The sequence below is a fragment of the Roseateles saccharophilus genome (assembly GCF_031458095.1).
In the GTDB taxonomy this organism is placed as follows: Bacteria; Pseudomonadota; Gammaproteobacteria; order Burkholderiales; family Burkholderiaceae_C; genus Pelomonas; species Pelomonas saccharophila_A.
Genome location: NZ_JAVDXU010000005.1, coordinates 1 through 24981 on the forward strand (window position 1 = coordinate 1; position 24981 = coordinate 24981).

The window sequence follows — 24981 nt, forward strand, 5'->3', positions numbered from 1 at the left end:
GACTACGACTACGCCCGCGGCACGGTGCTGCGTGTGTTCGAGCTGGACGACGGCAAGAGCGTGGCCTTCACGGTGGTGGGGGCAGACGGCAAGGTTGCCGCACGCGGCACGGTCAGCCGCCAGGGCCAGCGCTATGCGGCCGAGGTGAGCGAAGGTGCGCTGCGCGACTGGTGTCTGGACGTCGACGGCCGGCGCAGCCCCGTCCAGGTTGACGGCGCTGCGCTGTACTGGACGATGGCCTGATGCACCGCCTGCTGTCCCTGGCATTGACGGCGGCTGGCGCTGTCAATGCCGAGGGTATCGCCGTCAACCAGCTTGGCTACCTGCCGGGCGCGGCCAAGGTCGCGGCGGTGGCAGCCGGCGAGTCCACGGCCTTCCGTGTCGTCGAGGCTGACACTGGCCGCATCGTGCTGCGCGGCCGCCTCGGGGCCGCCGCACGCTGGGAGCCCTCCGGCCAGGACGTGCGCTTGGCCGACTTCTCGGCACTGAAGAAACCCGGCCACTACCGCCTGCAGGTCGACAGCCAGCCCGACTCGCCGGCCTTCGACATCGCGGCTGACGTCTATGCGGCCGTGAATGCCGCGGCCATCAAGGCTTACTACTTCAACCGCGCCAGCACGCCGCTGCTGAGCGTCCACGCCAGCCGCTGGGCGCGGTCCGCCGGTCACTCCGACGACCATGTCCTCGTCCACGCGTCGGCCGTGAGTCCGGGCCGACCCGAAGGTCCCGTCATCTCCGCGCCCAAGGGCTGGTACGACGCCGGCGACTACAACAAATACATCGTCAACTCCGGCATCACCGTCTACACGCTGCTGGCGGCCTGGGAGCATTTCCCGGCTGTCTTCAAGTCCCAGCATCTCAATATCCCCGAGAGCGGCAACGGCCTGCCCGATGTGCTGAACGAGGCGCTGTGGAACCTCGAGTGGATGCTGGCCATGCAGGACCCGGCCGACGGCGGGGTCTATCACAAGCTGACCAACAAGGGCTTTGACGGTGTCGTCATGCCCGCCGATGCCAAGGGCGAGCGCTACGTCGTGCAGAAGACCACCGCCGCGGCCCTGGACTTCGCTGCCGTCATGGCCCAGGCCAGCCGCGTCTTCGCCGCCTTCGAGAAGCAGCGTCCGGGTCTGTCGCAGCGCATGCTGGCCGCGTCCAGGCGCGCCTGGGACTGGGCTCAGACCCATCCCCAGGACATCTACAAGCAGCCGCCCGACATCCGCACCGGCGCCTATGGCGACGACAAGCTCGACGATGAATTCGCCTGGGCCGGTGTCGAACTCTGGATCGCTACCGGCGACGCCCGCTACCGGCCCGACCTCAAAAAACTTGCCATCGGCGTGCCCGGCTGGGGTGATGTGAAGGGGCTGGCATGGGTAACCCTAGGCCAGCATCCGCGGGCTTTGAGTCAAAATGACAGCGTTGTCGTCAAGGCGCGGATTTTGGAACTTGCGGATGAACTCGTGGCGAACTGGCGCGGCTCGGCCTACCGGGTCGGCATGCTTTCGCGCGACTACGTCTGGGGCAGCAACGCCGTGGTGCTGAACCAGGCGCTGATGCTGATCCAGGCGTATCGCCTGAGTCCGAAGCCCGACACCCTGGCCGCCGCGCAGGCGCTGTTCGACCATGTGCTGGGGCGCAACCCGCTGGGCCAGTCCATGGTGACGGGCTTCGGCAGCAAGCCGCCCCTGCACCCTCACCACCGGCCGTCCGAAGCCGATGGCGTCGAGCCGCCCGTGCCGGGCTTCCTCGTTGGCGGCCCGAACCCGGGTCAGCAGGACAAGACCCGCTGCCCGGTTCCCTACGCCTCGGCGCAACCGGCGCTGTCCTATCTCGATCATTTCTGCAGCTATGCCAGCAACGAGGTTGCCATCAACTGGAATGCGCCGCTGGTCTATGTCTCGGCGGCCCTGCAGGCGCTGACCCCCAAGGGCCACTGAGGCAGAAGGGGCAGGTCTATGACGATGCGACTGCGCCTGCGGGTCACCACACTGCTTCTCCTGCCCGCGATGTTCGGCGCCACCGCGTCGGCGGCCGCTGCCGACTGGCTGCGCGCCGAGAGCAAGCATTTCCGGATGCTGTCCAGCACATCCGCGGCGGTGGCCACGCAAAAGCTGCGGGACCTAGAGCAGGTGCACGAGGCGATGCTGGCGGCGCTGGGCGTGAAGGAGACGCTCGTCCGGCCGCCTTTCCCCATCGTGCTGAGCGACGACCCCGGCATCATCGGCCAGGCCGTGCCCCACTTGGCCGGTCGCGACTTCGCGGGCGTCTTCCTCGCTGGCGCCGATGGCTCGGAGGCTTTCGCAGTCAACTACCCGTGGCACCAGAAGTTCTCGGGCAGCGTGCTGTTCCACGAATATGCCCACCGCGTGCAGGCGCAGTACGCGCGCGGCGCCTATCCGGCCTGGTTCGTCGAGGGCTTTGCCGAGTTCTTCGGCTCCACACGCCTCTCGAACGACGGTGTCGAGGTGGGCGCGGCCAACAATGGCGCGGCCATCCTGCTCGACCGCAGCTGGCTGTCGCCGGAGCAGATCCTCAAACCGGGCTTCCACGCCACGGGCGACAAGGCCGTGGATGACCGCTATTTCAATCTCTTCTATGCCCAGTCCTGGCTGCTGACGCACTACGTGCTGAAGGACCGTGGCCGCACACAGCGTTTCGATGACTACTTCCGCCGCGTCGCGGCCGGCGAGGACGCGCTGGCCGTCTTCGAGCCGGCCACCGGCATCGCGCTGAACAGGCTCAACGGCGAACTGCGCCGCTACATGGAGAACCTGTATGCCAGCCTCTACCCGGCCAGCGCGCCGGCGGAGGTCCGTATCACGCCAATGACCCGTGAGCAGGGCGACTCGGAGTTCGATGCCCTCGTCATCGCCGGTCGCCCGGAGGCTGCGTATGGCAAGGCCGTGCTGCAGCGGCTTCGCGAGCGGGTCACCAAGGCGGGGGGTGGCCGCGCGCCGGACACGATGCGTTGGGCGTTGGCCTACGCCGAAGTCCGCTACGGCGACCCCGACCGCGCGCTGGAAATCCTGGCGCCCTGGGCGCCCCTGGACGGCGCGCCCTTCGAGGCCAATCGGCTGCTGGGCTGGGCCTGGCTGGCTGTCGCGGAGTCAGCCAGCGGCGCCGAGCGCGACCAGGCCACCGACCAGGCCCGCGCCTTCCTGATGGCGGCCTACAAGCAGCGCCGCAATGATGCGCCAACGATGTACCAGCTGGCGCGCGTGCTCTATCACAAGGGCCCGAGCGACAGTCTGAGCAAGCTGGCCGACGGCGCCAACGTGCTCGAACCGCAAGTGCCCGACTACGCCTATCTGGCCGTCACCGTGCACCTGGAATCCGGCAACCGCGACAAGGCCCTGCGCGGCCTGCAGTCGCTCGCCAGCAATCCGCATGGCGGCGAGGGCACCGAAAGGGCCCGCGCTGCGCTGCAAGCCCTGCAGTCCAACCAGGACGCCCCCACCGTTCTCGCCCTGCTGAACGGCACGAAGAAACCCACCACACCATGAACCAGCCCTCCCGCCACCTGCTCAGTTGGGTGCCCTCGCTCTACCTGGCCATGGGCCTGCCCAACGTCATGGTGGGCGTCGTCGCCGCCATCATCTACAAGAACCTCGGCGTGTCCAACGAGGACATCGCGCTCTACACGTCGCAGCTTTACCTGCCCTGGGTGCTCAAGCCGCTGTGGGCGCCGCTGCTGGAGGCCTACCGCAGCAAGCGCTTCTGGGTCATCAGCATGGAGTTCACGATGGCCGCCGCGCTCGGCCTCATCGCGCTGGTGCTGCCGCTGGCCGACTTCTTCAAACTCTCGCTCGCCTTCTTCTGGATCGTCGGCTTCGCCTCGGCCACGCAGGACACCTGCGCTGACGGCGTCTTCATGACCACGGCCTCCAAGAAGGACCAGGCCCGCTATGCCGGTCTGCAGGGCATGTGCTGGAACATGGGTGCCGTCGTGGCCTCGGGCCTGTTCGTGTCGCTCACGGGCTATCTGCACAACCACGCAGGCCTGAACTGGGTGCAGTGCTGGACCGTCGTCGTGCTGATCGCCGGCGGCGCGATGGCCGCCTTCGGCCTGTGGCATGCGCGAGTGCTGCCGCCCGGCTCGCCCCCGACCCGCCATGGCGAGGGCTTCGTGGGCGGCCTCAGGGCCAACGTGACGATCTGGGTCAGCTTCTTCCAGAAGCCGCAGATCTGGATGATGCTGGCCGTCATCTTCTTCTACCGTTTCGGCGAAGGCTTCATCGAGAAATTCGGTCCGCTCTTCCTGCTGGACGCGCGCACCGCCGGCGGTCTGGCGCTGGACAACGAGACGCTAGGCCACATCAACGGCACCGTCGGCACGCTGACCTTCATTGCCGGCGCCTTCCTGGGCGGCTTCCTGGTGGCCAGGCGCACGCTGCCGCGCAGCTTCTTCACGCTGGCCCTGGTGCTCAACATCCCGCACCTGACCTACTTCTACCTGGCCCAGTCGATGCCGACCGACGCGGTCACCATCGCCGTCATCGTCTCCCTCGAGAAGTTCGGTTTCGGCATGGGCTCGGTCGGCCACATGCTCTACATGATGCAGCAGATCGCCCCCGGCCCTTTCCGCATGGCCCACTACGCGATGGCCACCGGCGTCATGGCCCTGACCAAATGGGGTACGGGCAGCGTCAGCGGCCTGCTGTGGAACTACGTCAACCACCAGTACGTCAGCTTCTTCGGCTGGGTGCTGATCTTCTCCATCCCGCCGGTGATCCTGGCCTGGCTGGCGCCGTTCCCCCACGACCATGAGGAAGCGCCCGAGGGCAACGAAGCCCCAGTCGGCGCGCACTGACGATGAGCTTGCTGCTCGCCATGGCCCTGGCCGCCGCCGAACCCGCTTGCCCGTCCGAAGCGCTGGGCACTTCCCGCACGCTGACCCTCAAGCGCGAGGCCGCGGCCTGGGGCAAGGCGCAACATGCGGCGCTGCCCGGGCTGGTGCCCAAGGAAGTCGTGCTGACCTTTGACGACGGCCCGCGCCCCGAGTCCACGCCCGTCGTGCTCAAGGCCCTGGCCGACCAATGCGTCAAGGCCAGCTTCTTCATGAACGGCGAGCCGCTGCGTCAGCATGCGGCCCTGGCCCGCCAGGTGCGCGACGCCGGCCATATGGTGGGCGTGCATGGTGACCGGCATGAACATTTCTCGCAGCTGCCGCCGGCTGCACAACTGGCCGACCTGGAGGCGATGGTCGCCTCCTACCGTGCGGCTCTCGGCGCCGAGCCGCCGGCCTGGCGCTTTCCCTTCCTCGAGGAAACGCCCACGCTGCTGAAAGCCCTGGGCGAACGCAGCATCACGGTCATGTCCGTCGATGCCGGCGCCGAGGACTGGCTGCCCGACCAGACGCCGCAGATGCTTGCGACCAAGCTGCTGTGCCAGCTCGCCAAGAGCGGCGGCGGCATCATCCTGCTGCACGACGCCCAGGACCAGACGGCCAGGGCGCTGCCGTTTCTGTTGCAGGCGCTGAAGGCCAACGGCTATCGCGTCGTGCATCTGAACTGGCAATAAAGACTCAGGGTTTGTCCGCCGCCCGGGCGTTCGTCCAATTGCTTGACGTTTGAACTATTGATTTCTAAAGTGGTGCCATGCGCATCACCTGCATTGGCGGCGGACCCGCCGGCCTCTACTTCGCCCTGCTGATGAAGAAGGCCGACCCGGCCCACCAGGTGCGGGTGCTGGAGCGCAACCGCGCGGGTGACACCTTTGGCTGGGGTGTCGTGCTGTCCGACCAGACCGTGGACGCGCTGCGCGAGGCCGACCCCGAGACGGCCGAAGAGATCAGCGACGCCTTCAATCATTGGGACGACATCGCCGTCCACTTCAAGGGCCGCAGCATCGTCTCCAGCGGCCATGGCTTCTGCGGCATCGGCCGCAAGAAGCTGCTCAACATCCTGCAGGCGCGCTGCGAAGCGCTGGGCGTCGAGCTGGTCTACGAGACTGACGTGCCCGACGACGCTGGCATCGACGCCGATCTCATCATCGCGGCGGACGGCCTGAACAGCCGCATCCGCCAGAAGTACGTCGCCACCTACCAGCCCGACGTCGACCTGCGCGCCTGCCGCTTCGTGTGGCTTGGCACGACGAAACTCTTCGACGCCTTCACCTTCGATTTCCAGCAGACCGAGTGGGGCTGGTTCCAGGCCCATGCCTATCGCTTCGACGCAACCCATTCGACCTTCATCGTCGAAGCGCCCGAAGACGTCTGGCGCGCCGCCGGCATCGAGGCCATGAGCAAGGAGGAGGGCATCGCCTTCTGCGAAAAACTGTTCGCCAAGGTGCTGGACGGCCATCCACTGATCTCCAACGCCAGCCATCTGCGCGGCTCGGCATCCTGGATCCGCTTCCCGCGCGTCGTCTGCAAGACCTGGGTGCACCGCAACGAGAGCGGTACGCCGGTCGTGCTGATGGGCGATGCCGCGCACACGGCTCACTTCTCCATCGGCTCGGGCACCAAGCTGGCGCTGGAAGACGCCATTGACCTGGCGCGTGACATCCAGTCCCATGGCGGCCTGCAGAAGGCGCTGGATGCCTATGAGGCCACGCGCAGCATCGAGGTGCTGCGCATCCAGAACGCCGCACGCAACTCCACCGAGTGGTTCGAGAACGTCGAGCGCCATGCCCGCCTGGCGCCCGAGCAGTTCGCCTATTCATTGCTGACGCGCTCCCAGCGCATCTCGCATGAGAACCTGAGGCTGCGCGATGCCAGCTACGTCGGCGAGTTCGAGCGCTGGCTGGCTGGTCAAGCTGGCGTGGATGCCCAAGTGCCGCCGATGTTCACGCCCTTCAAGCTGCGCGGCGTCACGCTGAAGAACCGCGTCGTCGTATCGCCCATGGCCCAGTACAGCTGCGAGGACGGCATTCCCGGCGACTATCACCTGGCCCACCTCGGCGCGCGGGCTTTGGGAGGGGCAGGGCTGGTCTTTGCCGAGATGACCTGCGTGTCGCCCGATGCGCGCATCACGCCCGCCTGCCCGGGCCTGTGGAACGACGCCCAGGGCGCGGCCTGGCAGCGCATCGTTGAGTACGTGCATACCCACACCAGCGCGCGCATCGCCATGCAGCTCGGCCATGCAGGCCCCAAGGGCTCGACCCGCGTGCCTTGGGAAGGCGAAGACCATCCGCTGCCCGCCGGCAACTGGCCGCTGATCTCGGCCTCGCCGCAGCAATACCTCGCAGGCATCAGCCAGACGGCTCGCGCGATGACCCGCGCCGACATGGACCGCGTGCAAGAAGACTTTGTCAATGCCGCCCGCCGTGCGGCCGATGCAGGCTTCGACTGGCTGGAGCTGCACTGCGCCCATGGGTACCTGCTGTCGGCCTTCATCTCGCCACTGACCAATCATCGCGACGACGACTACGGTGGTTCGCTGGAAAACCGGCTGCGCTACCCGCTGGAAGTCTTCACGGCGCTGCGCGAGGTCTGGCCGCTGGACCGGCCCATGTCCGTGCGCATCTCGGCCCATGACTGGGTGCCCGGCGGCACGACGCCGGAGGACGCCGTCGCCATCGCCGCCGCGTTCAAGCAAGCTGGCGCCGATCTCATCGACGTGTCCTCCGGCCAGGTCAGCAAGGCGCAGAAGCCGGTCTACGGCCGCATGTTCCAGACGCCGTTTGCCGAAAGCATCCGCAACCGCGTCGGCATCGCCACCATGGCCGTCGGCGCCATCTCCGAGGCCGACCATGTCAACAGCATCGTTGCCTCGGGCCGCGCCGACCTCTGCGCCATCGCGCGACCGCATCTGGCCAACCCGGCCTGGACACTGACCGAGGCCGCACGCATCGGCTACCGCGGCCCCATCGGCCTGGAATGGCCAAAACAATACCTGTCCGGCAAGAGCCAGCTGGAGCGCGAGTTCGAGCGCCAGCGCTCGACAGGCGTGGCCGCGGCGGAGCAGGCCAACAAGGCGCTGGGCGTATGAAGCAGGCAGTCGTCACGGGTGGAGGCAGCGGCATCGGTGCCGCGGTGGCGAAGCGGCTGCTGGCCGACGGCTGGCGCGTCACGCTGATGGGGCGCAGCCTGGAGCGCCTTCAGGCACAGCAAGCCGCACTGGGCGACGTCGCGCTCCAGGTCTGCGATGTGTCCGACGAAGCCAGCGTCGCGGCCGCTTTTGCGGCGGTTGGCGACGTGGACCTCCTGGTCAACAACGCCGGCCAGGTCGAGACCGCACCGCTGCACAAGACTTCGCTGCAGCTCTGGCAGCGCCTGCTCAACGTCAACCTCACCGGCACCTTCCTGTGCAGCCGCGCCGTGCTGCCCGGCATGCTGGCGCGCAAGGACGGCCGCATCGTCAACGTCGCCAGCACGGCGGCGCTCAAGGGCTATGCCTATGTGGCGGCCTATTGCGCTGCCAAGCATGGCGTGCTGGGCCTGACACGCGCGATGGCGCTGGAAGTGGCGACCAAGGGCGTGACGGTCAACGCCGTCTGCCCCGGTTACACGGAGACCGACATCGTGGCCAACGCGGTCGACACCATCGTCGCCAAGACCGGCCGCACGCCCGAGCAGGCGAAGGCGGAGCTGGCCAAGGCCAATCCGCAGGGCCGCCTGATCCAGCCCGAGGACGTTGCCGACACGGTGGCGTGGCTGGCCGCCAGTCCGGGCGTCAACGGCCAGGCCATTGCCGTCTGCGGCGGGGAGACGATGTGATGGCCGACGAGATGGATTTCGAAACCCGGCTGTCCGACGACGACCACCAGGCCCTCAAGCTCTGGCTGCGCCTGCTGTCCTGCACGACGCGCGTCGAAGACCAGATCCGCCAGCGCCTGCGGGCCGACTTCGGCACCACGCTGCCGCGCTTTGACCTGCTGGCCCAGCTGGAGCGCCACCCCGACGGCCTGACCATGCGCGAGCTGTCCAAGCGCCTGATGGTGACCGGCGGCAATGTCACCGGCATCACCGACCAGCTCGAAGCCGAAGGCCTGGTGCTGCGCGAGACCCGCGCCGATGACCGCCGCAGCTTCATCGTCAAGCTCACGCCCCAGGGCCGCCGTCAGTTCAAGCGCATGGCGGCCACCCACGAAGGCTGGATCGTCGAGCTCTTCGCCGGCTGGACGCCGACGCAGAAGACCCAGGTCCACGAGCTGCTCGCGCAACTGAAAACGCATCTGTCCAAGGACAACGCCCCATGACGCCCCACCTCGCCTCCGGCAACCATCTGAGCCTGATCGGGCATGAAGCCCAGCATTTCCTCTGGCAGCAGCAGGGATCGGTGGGTGTCATCACGCTGAACCGGCCCGAGCGCAAGAACCCGCTGACCTTCGCGTCCTACGCGGAGCTGCGCGACCTGTTCCGCGCGCTGTCCTATGTGGACGAGGTCAAGGCCATCGTCATCGAAGGCGCCGGCGGCAACTTCTGCTCGGGCGGCGACGTGCACGAGATCATCGGCCCGCTGACCAGCATGAGCATGCCCGACCTGCTGGCCTTCACGCGCATGACGGGCGACCTCGTCAAGGCCATGCGCGCCTGCCCCCAGCCCATCCTCGCGGCCATCGACGGCGTCTGCGCCGGCGCCGGCGCCATCATGGCCATGGCGTCGGACCTGCGCGTCGGCACGGCGCGCAGCAAGACGGCCTTCCTGTTCACGCGCGTGGGCCTCGCCGGCTGCGACATGGGCGCCTGCGCCATGCTGCCGCGCATCGTCGGGCAGGGGCGGGCCTCTGACCTGCTCTACAGCGGCCGCAGCCTGGGCGGCGAGGAGGCGCTGAGCTGGGGCTTCCTGAACCGCATGGTCGAGCCTGAGCAGCTGCTGAACGAGACGCTGAAGTGGGCTGGCGACATTGCGGCAGGCCCCAACTTCGGCCATGCGATGACCAAGCGCATGCTGCACCAGGAATGGTCCATGGGCGTGGACGAGGCCATCGAGTCCGAGGCCCAGGCCCAGGCCATCTGCATGATGACCAAGGACTTCCATCGCGCCTACGAGGCCTTTGTGGCCAAGCAGAAGCCCGTGTTCCAGGGAGACTGACCATGGAACATCTGGACTGGCCCTTCTTCGACGCCAAGCACCGCGAGCTGGCGTCTGCGCTGGACGCCTGGTGCGGCGAGCACCTGCAGCATGTCGACCACGACGGCGACATCGATGCGCAATGCCGCTCCCTCGTGGCCCAGCTCGGCGCTGCCGGCTGGCTGAACCATGCCGTGGCCGGTGAAGGCCAGGCCATCGACACCCGCGCCATCTGCCTGATCCGCGAGACCCTGGCCAAGCACGACGGCCTCGCCGACTTCGCGTTTGCGATGCAGGGGCTGGGATCGGGTGCCATCTCGCTGCAGGGCACGCCGGCCCAGCGCGAGTGCTATCTGCCGCGTGTCGCTCGTGGCGAAGCGCTGTCGGCCTTCGCGCTGTCCGAGCCGGAGGCCGGTTCCGACGTCGCGGCCATGCAATGCAGCGCCACCGAAGACGGCGACGCCTATCTGCTGAACGGCGAGAAGACCTGGATCTCCAACGGCGGCATCGCGAATTTCTATGTGCTGTTTGCGCGCACCGGCGAAGCCCCTGGCTCGCGCGGCATCAGCGCCTTCATCGTCGACGCGGGTCTGCCGGGCTTCGAGATTGCCGAGCGCATTGACGTCATCGCACCGCATCCGCTGGCTCGCCTGCGCTTCACCAACTGCCGCGTGCCCAAGAGCCAGATGCTGGGCGCGCCCGGCGAAGGCTTCAAGCTGGCCATGCGCACGCTGGACGTCTTCCGCACTTCCGTCGCCGCTGCGGCCCTGGGCTTTGCGCGCCGCGCCTTGCAGGAAGGCTTGAAGCAGGCCAAGGAGCGCCCGATGTTCGGCGCCCGCCTGGCCGACCTGCCGCTCACGCAAGCCAAGCTGGCCGACATGGCTTGCACGGTGGATTCGGCCGCGCTGATGGTCTACCGCGCCGCCTGGCTGCGTGATCAAGGCAGGACCATCACCAAGGAAGCCGCCATGGCCAAGCTGATGGCGACCGAAGGCGCCCAGCAGGTCATCGACGCGGCCGTGCAGCTCTTCGGCGGCCGCGGCGTGCGCCGGGGCGAGATCGTCGAGTCCCTGTACCGCGAAATCCGTGCGCTGCGCATCTACGAAGGCGCCAGCGAAGTGCAGCAACTGATCATCGGTCGCGAATTGCTCAAGGCCTGAACCATGCACCCATCGGCCCATCTGGATACCTTCGCAAGAGATCACCTCCCGCCGCAGGACCAGTGGCCGGAGCTGGTGTTTGATCTTCCCGAATTGCAGTTTGGCCCCAAGCTGAACGCGGCGACCGAGCTGCTGGACCGCTGGGTCGAGCAAAGCCAGGGCGATCGGCCCTGCGTTCAGGGTGCAGGCGTGCGCTGGACTTACGCGCAACTGCAGGCCGAGGCCAACCGCATCGCCAATGTCCTCGTCAACGAACTTGGCGTCGTGCCCGGCAACCGGGTCTTGCTGCGCGGCGCCAACACGCCGCAATTGGCGGCCTGCTGGTTCGCCGTCATCAAGGCTGGCGCCATCGCGGTCGCGACCATGCCGCTGCTGCGCGCCGTCGAGCTGGGCAAGGTCATCGCCAAGGCCGAGGTCACGCATGCACTGTGCGACGCGGCCCTGGCCGACGAACTCGCGGCGGCGCAGTTGCAGAACCCGGTGCTGCGCGGCATCTGCCGCTACCGCAGCAGCGAGCCCGACGGCCTGGAAGCCCGCGCCGCACGCCAGCCCGCCACTTTCACGAATGTCGACACCGCCAGCGACGACTGCGCGTTGATCGCCTTCACCTCCGGCACGACCGGTCAGCCCAAGGGCACGATGCACTTCCATCGTGACGTCATCGCCATCTGCCGCTGCTGGCCGGTGCATTGCCTGCGCGCTGAAGGAAGCGACGTCTTCATCGGCAGCCCGCCGCTGGCCTTCACCTTCGGCCTGGGCGGCCTGCTGCTCTTCCCGATGAGCGTGGGCGCGTCGACGGTGCTGCTGGAGAAGCCCGCGCCTGAACTGCTGCTGGCGGCCATCGCCCAGCACCGCGCCACGGTCTGCTTCACGGCGCCGACGTCTTACCGGGCGATGACGCCGCTGGTGGGCCAGCATGACCTCTCGTCGCTGCGCAAATGCGTCAGCGCCGGTGAGGCCCTGCCGGCCGCGACGCGCGCGCTGTGGAAGCAGGCGACCGGCATCGAGCTGCTCGACGGCATCGGCGCCACCGAGCTGCTGCACATCTTCATCTCGCATACCGAAGAGACCGCCAAGGGCGGCGCCACCGGCAAGCCCGTGCCCGGCTACCAGGCCTGCATCCTCGACGACGCCGGCCAGCCGCTGCGCGCCGGCCAGGTCGGCCACCTCGCCGTCAAGGGCCCGACCGGCTGCCGCTACCTGGCCGACGAACGCCAGCACCAGTATGTGCAGGACGGTTGGAACCTGACCGGCGACTCCTATCTGATCGACGATGAAGGCTACTTCGTCTACCAGGCCCGCACCGACGACATGATCATCTCGGGCGGCTACAACATCGCCGGCCCCGAGGTCGAGGCCGCACTGCTGAGCCATCCCGCCGTGGCGGAATGCGGCGTCATCGGCGTGCCCGACGAAGAGCGGGGTCAGCTGGTCAAGGCCTTTGTCGTACTGCGTGAGGGCCATGCCGGCGACGTGAAGGCTCTGCAGGATCACGTCAAGGCGACCATCGCGCCCTACAAATACCCGCGCGCCATCGAGTTCCGTACCAGCCTGCCGCGCACCGAGACCGGCAAGCTGCAACGCTTCCGTCTCAGAGACACTCGCTGACCCTTTCACCGGAGAGCCCGCTCATGAAGAAGACCCTCGCCGCCGTCGCCATCAGCCTTGCCCTGCTGCCCGCCGCCCAGGCCGCCGACAAGCTCAAGGTGGGCTTTCTGAGCACGCTGTCCGGCCCCGGTGCCGGGCTGGGCGTGGACATTCGCGACGGCTTTGCGCTCGGGCTCAAGCACAGCGGCGGCAAGCTCGGCGGCCTGCCCGTCGAGATGGTCATGGCCGACGACCAGCAGAACCCCGAGGTCGCCAAGCAGAGCGCCGAGCGCCTCATCAAGCGCGACAAGGTCGACTTCATGACCGGCATCGTGTTCTCCAACATCATGCTGGCCGTCGGCCCCGCGGTCTTCGATGCCAAGATTCCCTACATCAGCGCCAACGCCGGCCCGTCGCAATACGCGGGCGAGCAGTGCAACCCTTATTTCTTCAACGTCGCCTGGCAGAACGACAACCTGCACGAGGCTGTCGGCAAGACGGTCACGGAGAAGGGCTTCAAGAAGCTGGTGCTGCTGGCGCCCAACTACCCGGCTGGCAAGGACGCGATGACGGGCTTCAAGCGCTATTACAAGGGCGCCGTCGTCGAGGAGATCTACACCAAGCTGGGCCAGCTCGACTACGCCGCCGAGTTGGCTCAGGCGCGCGCCGCCAAACCGGATGCGATGTACATCTTCCTGCCCGGCGGCATGGGCATCAACTTCATCAAGCAGTTCGTCGGCGCCGGTCTGTCCAAGGACGTGACGCTGTTCGGCCCCGGCTTTTCGGCCGACGAGGACGTCATCAAGGCCGTGGGAGAACCCATGCTGGGCATGTTCAACAGCTCGCATTGGGCGCATGACATGGACAACCCGGCCAACAAGAAGTTCGTTGCCGACTTTGTGAAGGACTACGGAAGGCTGCCGTCGCTGTATGCGAGCCAGGGCTATGACGCGGCGCTGTTGATGAACGCGGCGGTGAGGGATGTGAAGGGCAAGGTCGAGGACAAGGCGGCGGTGTTGAAGGCGATCAAGGCGGCCAAGTTCGAGTCGGTGCGGGGGCCGTTCAAGTTCAATCGGAATCAGTACCCGATCCAGGACTACTACCTGCGTGTGATCACCAAGGATGGGCAGGGAAGGGTGACGAACCGGACGTTGGGGAAGATCTTCACGCAGCATGAAGACGCGTATGCCTCCGCCTGCAAGATGAACTGAAGTGGGTGTGATGGCAGTTGGTTGCTTGTGCGAGGAGCCTTCATGACCCGGTGCAGTGCCGCGGGAATCCGCCCCGCGAGGGCGGGTAACTTTTGGCGAAGCCTTCGGCTTTCTCTGACGCGCCAGAGAAAAGTCACCAAAAGAGGAGCGCTCAATGCAATCCGCACTCGAGTGGGATCAAGCGCTCGCGATGCTCGGACTGGAGTGCGCCCCCAGGCGACCCGCTGCGCTCTCGCGTCTGACTTTTCACGACCACCCTCCATCGAACCCGCGAGCCGTCCGACGCGCGGCTGCACGCCGTGCTCACGAGAAAACAAACCAATGCAGCGTCGCTCGGGCGACGCGGTATTCCCTGATGAGCCCGGCGTGCAGCCGGCGTTAAGCGGCGTGAAGAGGCGAGCAATGGTGCTCGTCATAGGGACAGCAGCGAGAGCGAAGCGGGTCGCGTCTATGCGCAACGCCGCTGGCTGTTTTCGCGCGACGCTCCTGGCGTCGTCGCGATGGTGTGCGGTTCAGCGCTTCTTCTTTGGTGACTTTCTTCTGGCGCCGCAGAAGAAAGTTACCCCGCCGCCGGGCGGGACTCCCGGCACCGCACTGGCCAACACCCCGCAGTAGCGAGCACAGCGCATCCATGGACTGGATCCTCATCACCGAGCAAGCGCTGAACGGCCTCCAGTTCGGCCTGATGCTCTTCCTGCTCGCCGCCGGACTGACCCTCGTGTTCGGCATCATGGACATGATCAACCTCGCGCACGGTTCGCTCTACATGGTCGGCGCCTACCTGGCCGCCGCCACGGCCTCCGCGACCGGCTCCTTCCTGCTCGCCGTCCTCGCCGCACTCTTGGGCACCGCGATCCTCGGCATGGCCCTCGAAGTCACGCTGCTCCGGCGCCTGTATGCAAGAGACCACCTCAGCCAGGTCCTCGCCACCTTTGCGCTGATCCTGATGCTCAACGAAGGCGTGCGCATCCTCTGGGGCGACCAGCCGCTGATGCTGAACACGCCCGCCGCGCTGTCCGGCCCCGTCGAGCTGCTGCCAGGCCTGTTCTACCCGGCCTACCGCCTGCTCATCATCGGCGTCGGCCTCGCGGTCGCGCTGCTGATGTGGTTGCTCGTCACGCGCACCCGCGCCGGCATGTGGGTTCGCGCCGGTGCGTCCAACCGTCAGATGGCCACGGCCATGGGCATCGACATCCGCAAGCTGTTCACCGCCGTGTTCGGCCTGGGCGCGGCGCTGTGCGCGCTGGCCGGTGCGCTGCTCGGGCCTCTGCTGGCCGTGCAGGTTGGCATGGGCGAAAGCATCCTCATCCTGGCCTTTGTCGTCATCGTTGTCGGCGGCATCGGCTCGGTGCGCGGCGCCCTGGTGGGCTCGCTGCTGGTCGGCGTCGTCGACACCGCCAGCCGCACGCTGCTGCCGGCTCTGCTACGTCAACTCGCTTCGCCCGAGGTCGCGTCCAACCTCGGCCCGGCACTGGCGTCCATCCTCATCTATGTGCTGATGGCCGCCATCCTGTTCTGGAAGCCGCGAGGCCTCTTCCCCGCCCATGGCTGAATCCCGCGATCTTCACCATCGTGGCCTGGGGCGCTGGCTCTGGCTTGTGCTTGCCGCCCTTGCGGCCTTGCCGCCGCTGCTGCAGCTCGTGGGCCTCGAGTTCTATACCGTCGTCGCGACCCGCATCCTGATCTTCGCCGTCGCGGCGTCCAGCCTGAACCTCATCCTCGGTTTCGGCGGGCTGGTCAGCTTCGGGCACGCGGCCTATGTCGGCCTGGGCGCCTACACGGTGGGCGTGCTGATGGATGCGGGCATCGCCTCGGCCTGGATCGCGTGGCCGGCAGCGATGCTGGTCAGCGCCATCGCAGCGGCCTTGATCGGCGCGATCAGCCTGCGCACGCGCGGCGTCTACTTCATCATGATCACGCTGGCCTTTGCCCAGATGTTCTATTTCCTGGCAGTCTCGCTGAAGGCCTATGGCGGTGATGACGGGCTGTCCCTGGCGCAGCGCTCGGGCTTCGGCTTCGGCCTTGACCTGAAGGACGACGCGAGCTTCTACTGGGTCGCACTCGTGCTGTTCGCCATCGTCATGGTCGGCCTGCAGCGCCTCGTCAACTCGCCCTTCGGCTGGCTGCTGCAAGGCGCGCGTGAGAACGAGGTGCGAGTCGCTGCCGCGGGCGGCCCCGTGTTTGCGCTGCGCTGGCAGGCCTTTGTGCTCGCGGGCGCCATCGCGGGCCTGGCGGGCGCCATGCTGGCCAACCTGAACGGCCTGGTGTCGCCGCATCTGATGCACTGGTCGCAGTCGGGCCAGTTGATGGTCATGGTCATCATCGGTGGCGCCGGGGCGCTGTGGGGCGGTCCGCTGGGAGCGGCGGCCTTGCTGCTGCTGGAGGAACTGCTGTCGGGCTACACCCTGCACTGGCAGCTGGGCCTGGGTGCGTTGCTGCTGCTCGTCGTGCTGTATGCGCCGCGTGGCCTCGCAGGAGTGTGGCGCCGTGCTTGAAGTCCAACAGCTGGTGAAGCGCTTCGGCGCTCTGGCCGCGACCGATGGCGCGAGCTTCGAGGTGCGCGCGGGCGAGCTGCATGCGCTGATCGGCCCCAACGGCGCTGGCAAGACGACGCTGATCCACCAGATCTCCGGCGCGCTGGCGCCGGACTCAGGCGCCATTGTCTTCGAGGGCCAGGACGTCACGCGGCAAGGCATGGCCCGCCGCGTGCAGGCGGGTCTGGTGCGCAGCTTCCAGATCACCAACCTCTTCAAGCCTTGTTCGGTGCGCGACAACCTCGTGCTCGCCGTGCTGGCGCGGCGCGAAGGTGCGCCGTCTTGGTGGCGCAGCGCGCGCGCCGATGCGGCTGCGCACGCCGAGGCGGACGCCCTGCTCGCGCGCGTCGGCCTCACGGCTCAGGAGGACCGCGTCGCCGGCGAGCTGGCCCACGGCGAGCAGCGCCAGCTTGAGGTCGGCCTCGCCCTGGCCGCGCGCCCGCGGCTGCTGCTGCTGGACGAACCGCTGGCCGGCATGGGGCCGGACGAGTCGGCGCGCATGGTGGAGCTGCTGCAGGCACTCAAGCGCGAGGGCCTGACGCTGCTGCTGGTCGAGCACGACATGGACGCCGTCTTCCGCCTCGCCGACCGCATCTCCACGCTGGTGGCCGGCCGTGTCATCGCGAGCGGCACGCCCGCCGAGATCCGCGAGCATGCCGAGGTCAAGCGCGCCTATCTTGGCGACGAGCTGGAGGCCGTGTCGTGACCGCCTTGCTCGAAATCAAGGACCTGCAGGCCGGCTATGGTGCCAGCCAGGTACTGTTCGGCCTGGACCTGTCGATGCAGGCCGGTGAGGTGGCGACGCTGCTGGGCCGCAACGGCATGGGCAAGAGCACGCTGCTGCGTTGCCTGTGCGGCTGGATGGCGCCCAGCAGCGGCCGCATCGTCTTCTGCGGCCAGGACATCACCGGCTGGCCGGCCGACCGCATCGCGCGGCTGGGCCTGGCCCTGGTGCCCGAGGGGCGGCAGGTCTTCCCCAACCTCAGTGTGCACGAGCATCTGCGCGCCTTCGCCGCCAACCGCAGCGGCGCAGCCGAGCCGTGGACGGTGGAGCGCGTCTACGGCCTCTTCCCCCGCCTGGCCGAACGCGCCGGCCACCTGGGCCAGCAGCTGTCGGGCGGCGAGCAGCAGATGCTGGCCATCGGCCGGGCTCTCGTCACCAACCCGCGCCTGCTGGTGCTGGACGAAGCCACCGAAGGCCTGGCGCCGCTGGTGCGCGAGGAGATCTGGCGGTGTTTGGACCTGCTGCGCGCTGCGGGCCAGACCATCCTTGTCGTCGACAAATATGTGCAGCGGCTGATCCGCCTGGCCGACCACCACACCGTGGTCGAGCGCGGCCGCGTGGCCTGGGCGGGCTCGTCTGCCGCTCTCGCGGCCGAGCCCGAGCTTTGGCACAAGCATCTGGGGGTCTGATGGGCAACGCATTCCAACGCGAGCAACTCGTGCGCTTCGGCCACTGCGATCCGGCCGGCATCGTCTTCTACCCGCGCTATTTCGAGATGCTCAACGAGCTGATCGAGGACTGGTTCGCCCACGACCTGGGCCTGCCCTTTGATCTGCTGATCGGCCAGCGCCGGGTCGGCATGCCGACGGCCCAGTTGGACACCCGCTTCCTGCGTGTCAGCCGCCATGGCGACCGCTTGCAGCAAACCATCCGTATCGAACGCCTGGGCGGCGGCTCGCTGAAGCTGAACATCGCCTTCGTGGGTGACGACGGTACGCGCGTCGAGTTCACGCAGGTGCTGGTCTGCACCTCGCTCGCCACCCACAAGCCGCAAGCCTTTCCCGACGACCTACGTGCCGCGCTGGAGCGCTCGCTCGCCGCACAAGAACAGGAGACAACCCCATGAGCAACAAGCAAATCCTGCAGCCTGCCGGCTGGACCCAACCGCGCGGTTATGCCAATGGCGTTGCCGCAAGCGGCCGCCAGGTCTTTGTCGCCGGCCAGATCGGCTGGAACGAGCGCTGCGAGTTCGACAGCGACGACTTCATCGCCCAGGTGCGCCAGGCCCTGCTCAACATCCGCGCCGTGCTGGCCGAAGCCGGCGCTGCGCCCGAGCACATCGTGCGCATGACCTGGTATCTCATCGACAAGCGCGAATACATCGCCCGCGGCCGCGAGGTGGGCCAGGCCTATCGCGAGGTGCTGGGCCGCGACTACGGCATCGCCATGAGCGCCGTGCAGGTGTCGGCGCTGATGGAGGACAGGGCCAAGGTGGAGATTGAGGTGACGGCGGTGGTGCCGGACGCGGCCGTTTGAATCAGCCGATTGGCTTCGCTTAGCCTCGCAGCCTGGACCCGTAGCCGCTGCGAAGTGCAGTGGATGAGCGCTGCGAGATCACGCTGTCAATGCTTGCGTACGGGGGGACGGGATCGCAGTTGGTGCTGGCTGGTGCCGGCATCGGCTGCCTGGTGGACTTGATGACCGCCGAGGACCGCAAGCGCGGCGATCTTGTGCGGTAGCCGCTCAACGCGGCCTACTACCGGAACGCGGAGCAGGCGTTGAGGTCCGGTGTTTCCTGGACCGCCTGACGGGGTGGCTCAAGGTGCCAGACTTGGCATAGCCTGTTCAGCCAACTGACAGCGACTCCAGCAAAAGCTCACGGTCCTACATGCCAATCCGGAAGGACTTCTGTCGAAGCGGGCCTATCACTAGGACCTTCTTGATGACAAGAAGTCCAATCACTCCTGCGATGCCAGATAGATAGAGGCACAGATGGGTATTTGCCCAAATCTGCATAGGCTCGTTGAACTTTGCTGTCGTCGGGTCACTTGGGTTGACCAGCACGGCGATACGTTCACCTACACGATATTTACGTGAGGATGATTTCACCCAGGGCGACGCGGTGCGGGGATGGCCTGCCGCGTCGTGGAAGACAACCTTGGCGTCGTCTTGTTTCGAGTTCACGGAAACAACTTCACCGTAGCTCAGGTATGCAGCTTCGAGAAATCGTGCTTCCACGACCCACCTCCACATGGCCAGCAGCGCAAGGCACGCAGCAAGCCAGAGCAGGCCCTTACCAATCCGGTGATTGGTTGTCGCGGAAAACTCGCGAGTGAGCATTGATCGACTGAGATGCTGCTAGCTGGCGCTGTGCAGCCTAAGCCAACACCACCTCAATCCCCCGCCCCCGCAACTGATCCACGATGGCCTGATCCGCCCCGCTGTCGGTGATCAGCATGTCCAGCTGCTCCACCGGTGCGATGACGGACAGGTTGCGCTTCATCAGCTTGGACGCGTCCGCCACGGCGACGACCTGGCGGCTGATCTTCATCATCTGGGCGTTGAGCTGGGCTTCGAGCAGATGCGGCGTCATCAGGCCGATGTCGGGGTCGAGGCTGTCGACGCCGAGGAACAGCCGGTCGGCATACAGGCCTTGCAGCGCGGCCACGGCCTGGGGGCCGGACAAGGAGAACGAGTTCGGCCGCAACTGACCGCCCGGCATGATGAGGTTGATGTGGGACACCGGCGCCAGCAGGGCGGCGATGTTCAGCGCGTTGGTGATGACGTTCAGCGACGTCAGGCGCAGGCCGCGGATCTGCTTGGCGATTTCTTCGGTGGTGGAGCCCGAATCAAGCAGGATGGTTTCGCCGTCCTTGATGAGCTTGACGGCCTCGGCGGCGATGCGGGCCTTCTGCTCATGGCGCAGCTTCTGCTTGACGCCGATGGGCACTTCCTCGGTGTCGCGTTGGGCCAGGGCGCCGCCGTGGGTGCGCAGCACGGCGCCGGTGGAGGCCAGGGCGTTGAGGTCGCTGCGGATGGTGACGACCGAGGTGCCGAAGCGGTCGGCCAGTTCGTCCACCGTCACCCGGCCTTGCGTCTGCACCAGTTCGCGGATCAGCCGGCGCCGCTCGTCGATGAGCAACGGGCTTTCGGTTTTCGCGGACGACGAGACGGAGGTGGGCATGCGGGAGGGGAAGGCGGGGCCGACTTTCGAATGATATCGACCGCTCAGCCGTCGAGCCGGGCCAGCGCCGCCGGCGACAGCGGCCGGCCGGCCAGGCGGGCGGCATACAGCGCGGCGCCCAGTTCGGGACCGAAGCGCGGCGTCTTCAGCACCGAGCCCGGCAGGCGCCGCGCCAGCGCGGCCTGCAAGGGCCCCAGCACCAGCTCGCCGGCTGCGAACACGCCGCCGGAGTAGGACACGGGTACGGCCTGAATGCCAGTCACGCCGAGGTTGCGCGCGACCCCGGCGGCGAGAGCCGCCAGCTCGTCGCCGGCACGCACGAGCAGCTGGCGGGCCTGCACGTCGCCGGCGTTGGCCGCAGCGGTGGCCAGGCGGGCCACCTGGGCCAGCTCGCTGCGCGCGGCACTGCCGTTGATCTCGCCGCAGAGGTCGAGGTCGTGTTGGAGTGCGAAGTGTTCGCGCACCAGGCCGAGCAGGGGACCGGGCTCGGCGCGGCAGTCGGCCATGCGCGAGAACAGGGCCAGGGTCTCGCGGGCCAGCCAGTGGGCCGAGCCCTCGTCGCCAAAGACTTCGCCCCAGCCGCCGCAGCGCGCGCCGCGGCCCATCCATTCGCCATAGGCGATGGAGCCGGTGCCGGCGACGAGGCTGATGCCGTCGGCACCGGCCAGGGACCCGGCCCAGCTGCAGACCATGTCGTTGCCGACGGTGCTGCGTGGCACCACGTCTTTCAGCAGCGCATCGAAGGTACCGAACAGCTCGCTGTCCTCGCCATGGGCGGGCAGGCCGGCGAAGGTGTGGGCGATGTCGCTCGCGTTCACGCCGGCCTGGCGCAGCGCGGCCTGCACGCCATCACGTAGCAAGGCGCGCAGCGCGTCGAAGCCGATCTCGATGTAGTAGCTCGTCGTCGACTCATGGCGCGCGAGCAGGCGGCCGATCTCGTCCACGAGGACGAAGGCGGTCTTGGTGCCGCCGCCGTCGATGCCGAGGAAAAGGCCGCTCATGGGTTTTGCTGTGCGTCGGGGTTCACGGGATGGATGGTGACACCGCTGACGACGCGGGTCACGGTGCCCGAGGCGCTGGGGTTGTCGGGCGTGATGCCGAGCTGCAGCGAGGCCAGCAGGGCCAGGCATTGCGCAAACACCAGGGCCACGGGCGCCAGGGCCAGGTCGGGCGCGCTGGCGGGCAGGGCCAAGTGCACATCATCGGCATGCGGGGCCTCGGCGCCGTTCAGCGAGGGCGTGCCGGATGTCCTCAAGGCCAGCACGCGGGCCGGGCCCTGCTTGCGCAGTTCGTGCAGCAGGTCGAGGTCGTACTGGCGGGTGTAGGGGTCGTTGGACAGGACGATGACGACCAGGGTCCTGTCGTTGAGGATGGTCTTGGGGCCGTGGCGGAAGCCCAGCGTCGAGTCGGCCATGGCGACGAGCTTGCCGTCGGTCAGCTCCAGCAGCTTCAGCGCGGCCTCGCGGGCCAGGCCCAGCAGGGTGTTGCTGCCCAGGTAGACGACGCGTTCGAAGGGCTTGTCGGTCAGCGCGTAGAGGCGGTCGGCTTCAGCCTCCACCAACGCGGCGGCGGCATGCGCCAGCGCTGTCACGGGCGCCAGCGGCAGGCCGAAGGCCCAGGCCGCGGCCAGCAGCATGCCCGTGAAGCTGGACGTCATGGCGAAGCCGCGGTCGTTGGTCTCGTCGGGCAGCAGCAGCACCTGGACATGCGATTGGCCGGCCATGCGGCGGTTCAGCGTGCCGTCGGCGGCGCAGGTGATGACGAGGTGGTGGCAGGTCTTGACGAAGCGGTCCGCCAGTTCCACGGCGGCCAGGCTTTCGGGGCTGTTGCCGGAGCGGGCGAAGGACACGAGCAGGGTCGGCACCTCGGGCTGCAGGCATTGCTCGGGGCTGGAGACGATGTCGGTCGTGGCCAGCGCCTCGATGCGGATGCCGGCATGGGCACCGAGGTGGCGCAGCAGCGCGGGCGCGATGCATTGGCCGATGAAGGACGAGCTGCCGGCGCCGGTCAGCACGATGCGCAGCTGAGGCAGGGCGAGCAGGGGTGCCAGGAAGGCGTCGAGGGCGGGGCGCTCGGCTTGCAGCTGTTCGTAGACGGTCTGCCAGACAGCCGGCTGATGGGCGATCTCGCGGGCCGTGTGCGCGGCGCCGCGGTGGTCGAGGTCGGTGGGGTCGAGGTGGAGCAGGGTCATGTTCAGGCAGCGCAGGCGTGCAGATAGGGGCGCAGGGCTTGGACGGTGCCGTCTCGCAGCAAGGCGTCCGTGTGTGTCGAAATTCGGCCGTCGCGCACCGCTTCGTACTGGCGGGGCAGGTACTGGCTGAGCAGGGTCAGCGGCGGCGGCGCGGCGTCCAGGCGGGCCAGCATGGTCCGGCAGGCCTCGCGCACGGCGGGGTGGGCCCAGTAGTAGCGGATGCGGTCGCTCAGGGAGTAGGCGAGGTCGACATCAAGCCGCTTCGGGTCCTGGTAGTAGCCGCGCCAGTGCTCGGGCTCGGCACGCATGACGCCCAGCACGGTGTCGACCAGGCCGTCGCCTTCGCCCATCCACTCGCGCTCGACGGCGGCCAGGGCCCACAGCGTCTCGCGCAGCGCGAAGGTCACGCCGGGGCCGACCTTGAGGATGGCGAAGTGGTCGCGGGCCAGCTGGGCCAGGCGCTCGGGGGTCTGGTAGTCGGTCGAGTGGGCTTCGAAGACCAGGCCGGGCTGGCTCTCGATGAAGGCGCTCAAGGCACGGGCCTTCTCGGGCCGGTAGTCGATGACCTTGTGATGGTCGAACTCCACGCCCGGCTGCACCACCATGGCGACGACGCGCTCCCAGGCAGCCTCCAGGCCGGCGCGCTGGAAGGCGACCCGGTGCAACTCCAGCGTGGACGCGGCTGCGTCGGGCGAAGTCACTTCCAATTCACCCAGGTCTTCATGCGCGCCACCGGGCACCGGCACTTCGGTGCCGATGACATAGACCGGCGGGTCGCCGCGCTCGGGCGACTGCAGCCAGGCCATCTCGGCCGCGCGGCACAGCAGCACGGCGCGGGCGGCGATCTCGGGCTCTGGCAGCGGCACCGGGTCACCCGCGCAGCTCATGGAGCAGTCCAGGTGGATCTTGCGGAAGCCCGCGGCCACGTACTGCGCCACCATCACTTCGGCCTTGGCCATGGCCGCGCCGGCCGGCAGCTTGCGCCAGGCGTTGGGGCCGAGGTGGTCGCCGCCGAGCAGCAGCAGCTCGGGCGCCAGGCCTTCGGCCTCGGCCAGGCCCTGCACATAGCGGCGGAAGTCCAGCGGCGTCATGCCGGTGTAGCCGCCGTCCTGGTTGACCTGGTTGGACGTGGCTTCGATGAGGGCCGGGCGGCCCTGGGCGGCGCATTCACGCAGCGTGGCGGCGATGACGACGGGGTGGGCGGAACAGACCGAGGGAATGCCGATGGCGACATCACCATGGGCGGCTTGCTTGTGGCGGCGCACGAGGTCGAGCATGAGCTTCATGCGGCGTCTCCTTGAACGGGTTGGGAAGAGGAAGAAGAAGGGGTTTCGGGTTGCAGGGCCAGCAGCAGGGCCGCGAGCAGGGCCAGTGCCACGCCGGCCAGCTTGGAGCCGTTGGGCGCAGCACCGCTGAGGGCCATGGACAACACGGCCGTCAGCAGCGGCGCGCCGGCATTGACGAGGGGCGAGACGACCAGGGCCTTGCCGTAGCGGAAGGCATAGACGAGGGTCAGCGCGCCGACGGCGTTCAGCACCTGGATGACGGCGGACAGGCCGGGACCGCTCCAGCCCCAGTTGATGGGCTGGGAGAAGTCGGTCATCCACAGCGCCACCGGTGCGCAGGCCACCGCGCCGACGGCCATGTAGAAAAAGATGCTTTCAGCGCTGCTGCCCGCATTGGCCAGCTTGATGAAATAGGCCTGCAGGCCCCAGGCCACCAGCACGAGCAGGGCGAGCACGAACCACAAGCCCATGCCCTGGCCGCCCTGGCCGAGCTGCAGGTCGAACAGCGGCAGGGAGCACAGCGCGAGCACGATGCCCGCCACGCCGAGCCTGCCGGTGCGCTCGCCCAGCAGGCCGAAGGACAGCGCGATGGTCAGCGCCGGCGACAGCGACACGATGGGGAAGATCAGATAGGCCGGGCCCGACTGCACCGCGCGGAACAGCAGCATCTGGCCGCCGGCGCCCAGCAGGCCCACGGCCAGGCCGAGCACGACGGAGCGGCGGTCACGGTCGATGCGCCAGCCGTTGCGCGCCAGCACGATGACGGCGGGCACCACCATCGTCAGCGCCCAGACGACATAGATCAGCGTGTCCGGAAAGCCGTGCTCGGAGGGCAGGCCGGTGAAGGCGCCCCATACGCCCCAGAGCAGGGTCGTGATCAGCGTGTAGAGGAGCCAGGTGCTCTGCATCGGAAGTCTTTCGTGGAGTCGGGAAGCGTCTTTGCGACTTTCGAGCGAAAGCATAAACGAACAAAAACGAAAACACAACGGCGGAAACGCTTTCGTATGCCAAATCCCGCAGGTGAGGGGCAAAACTCCATATAGCTCAGGTCGTACTCTCTATGTCAGCCCCGTGGAAGGCTTTCGTGGCATGCTTCAACGAAAGCATTCAACATCCGTGAAAACCATATACGAAATCAAACGAAAGAA

General features: G+C 67.7%; 24 protein-coding genes. 18 read left to right on the forward strand and 6 right to left on the reverse strand.

Going from position 1 to position 24981, the window contains the following annotated elements:
- From J2X20_RS25405 to J2X20_RS25490, 18 genes are all read left to right on the forward strand, one after another.
- A partial coding sequence (locus tag J2X20_RS25405; protein WP_310271527.1) for a hypothetical protein occupies positions 1-243 on the forward strand: 243 nt, incomplete at its 5' end.
- Positions 243-1937, forward strand: a complete 1695-nt coding sequence (locus J2X20_RS25410) for a glycoside hydrolase family 9 protein (protein WP_310271530.1) — start codon at positions 243-245, stop codon at positions 1935-1937. The genes J2X20_RS25405 and J2X20_RS25410, both read left to right, overlap by 1 nt.
- An 18-nt stretch (positions 1938-1955) precedes the next feature.
- Complete coding sequence (locus tag J2X20_RS25415; RefSeq protein WP_310271534.1) at positions 1956-3503, forward strand: hypothetical protein; 1548 nt, start codon at positions 1956-1958, stop codon at positions 3501-3503.
- On the forward strand, positions 3500-4810 hold the full coding sequence (locus tag J2X20_RS25420) for an MFS transporter (protein ID WP_310271536.1): 1311 nt from the start codon (positions 3500-3502) through the stop codon (positions 4808-4810). The genes J2X20_RS25415 and J2X20_RS25420 overlap by 4 nt, the downstream gene beginning before the upstream one ends.
- A 2-nt stretch (positions 4811-4812) precedes the next feature.
- Positions 4813-5520: a polysaccharide deacetylase family protein gene (locus tag J2X20_RS25425; RefSeq protein WP_310271539.1), complete on the forward strand. Its 708-nt coding sequence runs from the start codon at positions 4813-4815 to the stop codon at positions 5518-5520.
- A gap of 77 nt (positions 5521-5597) precedes the next feature.
- Positions 5598-7931, forward strand: coding sequence for a bifunctional salicylyl-CoA 5-hydroxylase/oxidoreductase (locus J2X20_RS25430; protein WP_310271542.1), 2334 nt, complete (start codon positions 5598-5600; stop codon positions 7929-7931).
- On the forward strand, positions 7928-8659 hold the full coding sequence (locus J2X20_RS25435) for an SDR family NAD(P)-dependent oxidoreductase (RefSeq protein WP_310271545.1): 732 nt from the start codon (positions 7928-7930) through the stop codon (positions 8657-8659). The genes J2X20_RS25430 and J2X20_RS25435 overlap by 4 nt, the downstream gene beginning before the upstream one ends.
- Positions 8659-9141, forward strand: a complete 483-nt coding sequence (locus J2X20_RS25440) for a MarR family winged helix-turn-helix transcriptional regulator (RefSeq protein ID WP_310271548.1) — start codon at positions 8659-8661, stop codon at positions 9139-9141. Before J2X20_RS25435 ends, J2X20_RS25440 begins: the two co-directional genes overlap by 1 nt.
- Positions 9138-9977 (forward strand): enoyl-CoA hydratase family protein, encoded by an 840-nt coding sequence (locus tag J2X20_RS25445; protein ID WP_310271551.1) that lies wholly within the window; start codon positions 9138-9140, stop codon positions 9975-9977. Before J2X20_RS25440 ends, J2X20_RS25445 begins: the two co-directional genes overlap by 4 nt.
- Positions 9978-9979: 2 nt before the next feature.
- On the forward strand, positions 9980-11116 hold the full coding sequence (locus J2X20_RS25450; protein ID WP_310271555.1) for an acyl-CoA dehydrogenase family protein: 1137 nt from the start codon (positions 9980-9982) through the stop codon (positions 11114-11116).
- A gap of 3 nt (positions 11117-11119) precedes the next feature.
- On the forward strand, positions 11120-12724 hold the full coding sequence (locus tag J2X20_RS25455; RefSeq protein ID WP_310271558.1) for an AMP-binding protein: 1605 nt from the start codon (positions 11120-11122) through the stop codon (positions 12722-12724).
- A gap of 23 nt (positions 12725-12747) precedes the next feature.
- Positions 12748-13914, forward strand: a complete 1167-nt coding sequence (locus tag J2X20_RS25460; protein WP_310271561.1) for an ABC transporter substrate-binding protein — start codon at positions 12748-12750, stop codon at positions 13912-13914.
- A gap of 631 nt (positions 13915-14545) precedes the next feature.
- Positions 14546-15466 carry a branched-chain amino acid ABC transporter permease gene (locus tag J2X20_RS25465; RefSeq protein ID WP_310271564.1) on the forward strand — a complete coding sequence of 307 codons (921 nt, stop codon included), beginning with the start codon at positions 14546-14548 and terminating at the stop codon, positions 15464-15466.
- Entirely contained in the window at positions 15459-16409 is a 951-nt protein-coding gene (locus J2X20_RS25470) for a branched-chain amino acid ABC transporter permease (RefSeq protein ID WP_310271566.1), read from the forward strand. Before J2X20_RS25465 ends, J2X20_RS25470 begins: the two co-directional genes overlap by 8 nt.
- The gene (locus J2X20_RS25475; protein ID WP_310271569.1) at positions 16369-17154 is read left to right on the forward strand and encodes an ABC transporter ATP-binding protein; all 786 of its coding nucleotides are present in this window, start codon (positions 16369-16371) and stop codon (positions 17152-17154) included. Before J2X20_RS25470 ends, J2X20_RS25475 begins: the two co-directional genes overlap by 41 nt.
- 5 nt (positions 17155-17159) lie before the next feature.
- A complete protein-coding gene (locus tag J2X20_RS25480) occupies positions 17160-17861 on the forward strand; it encodes an ABC transporter ATP-binding protein (protein ID WP_310272557.1) in 702 nt (233 codons plus the stop codon).
- On the forward strand, positions 17861-18298 hold the full coding sequence (locus J2X20_RS25485) for an acyl-CoA thioesterase (protein ID WP_310271572.1): 438 nt from the start codon (positions 17861-17863) through the stop codon (positions 18296-18298). The genes J2X20_RS25480 and J2X20_RS25485 overlap by 1 nt, the downstream gene beginning before the upstream one ends.
- Positions 18295-18708 carry a RidA family protein gene (locus tag J2X20_RS25490; RefSeq protein ID WP_310271575.1) on the forward strand — a complete coding sequence of 138 codons (414 nt, stop codon included), beginning with the start codon at positions 18295-18297 and terminating at the stop codon, positions 18706-18708. The genes J2X20_RS25485 and J2X20_RS25490 overlap by 4 nt, the downstream gene beginning before the upstream one ends.
- A gap of 348 nt (positions 18709-19056) precedes the next feature.
- Here J2X20_RS25490 and J2X20_RS25495 read toward each other — a convergent pair whose 3' ends face one another.
- Genes J2X20_RS25495 through J2X20_RS25520 form a run of 6 tightly spaced genes read right to left on the reverse strand, consistent with a single transcriptional unit; the run spans position 19057 to position 24741 of the window.
- Positions 19057-19512, reverse strand: a complete 456-nt coding sequence (locus J2X20_RS25495) for a DUF3592 domain-containing protein (RefSeq protein WP_310271577.1) — start codon at positions 19510-19512, stop codon at positions 19057-19059.
- Between the two features lie 37 nt (positions 19513-19549).
- Positions 19550-20356 carry a DeoR/GlpR family DNA-binding transcription regulator gene (locus J2X20_RS25500; RefSeq protein ID WP_310271579.1) on the reverse strand — a complete coding sequence of 269 codons (807 nt, stop codon included), beginning with the start codon at positions 20354-20356 and terminating at the stop codon, positions 19550-19552.
- Positions 20357-20400: 44 nt separating this feature from the next.
- Entirely contained in the window at positions 20401-21357 is a 957-nt protein-coding gene (locus J2X20_RS25505; RefSeq protein ID WP_310271583.1) for an N-acetylglucosamine kinase, read from the reverse strand.
- Entirely contained in the window at positions 21354-22547 is a 1194-nt protein-coding gene (locus J2X20_RS25510; protein ID WP_310271586.1) for an SIS domain-containing protein, read from the reverse strand. The genes J2X20_RS25505 and J2X20_RS25510 overlap by 4 nt, the downstream gene beginning before the upstream one ends.
- Positions 22548-22549: 2 nt before the next feature.
- Positions 22550-23833 (reverse strand): D-tagatose-bisphosphate aldolase, class II, non-catalytic subunit, encoded by a 1284-nt coding sequence (locus tag J2X20_RS25515; RefSeq protein WP_310271588.1) that lies wholly within the window; start codon positions 23831-23833, stop codon positions 22550-22552.
- On the reverse strand, positions 23830-24741 hold the full coding sequence (locus tag J2X20_RS25520; protein WP_310271591.1) for a DMT family transporter: 912 nt from the start codon (positions 24739-24741) through the stop codon (positions 23830-23832). Before J2X20_RS25520 ends, J2X20_RS25515 begins: the two co-directional genes overlap by 4 nt.
- Positions 24742-24981 lie beyond the last annotated feature (240 nt).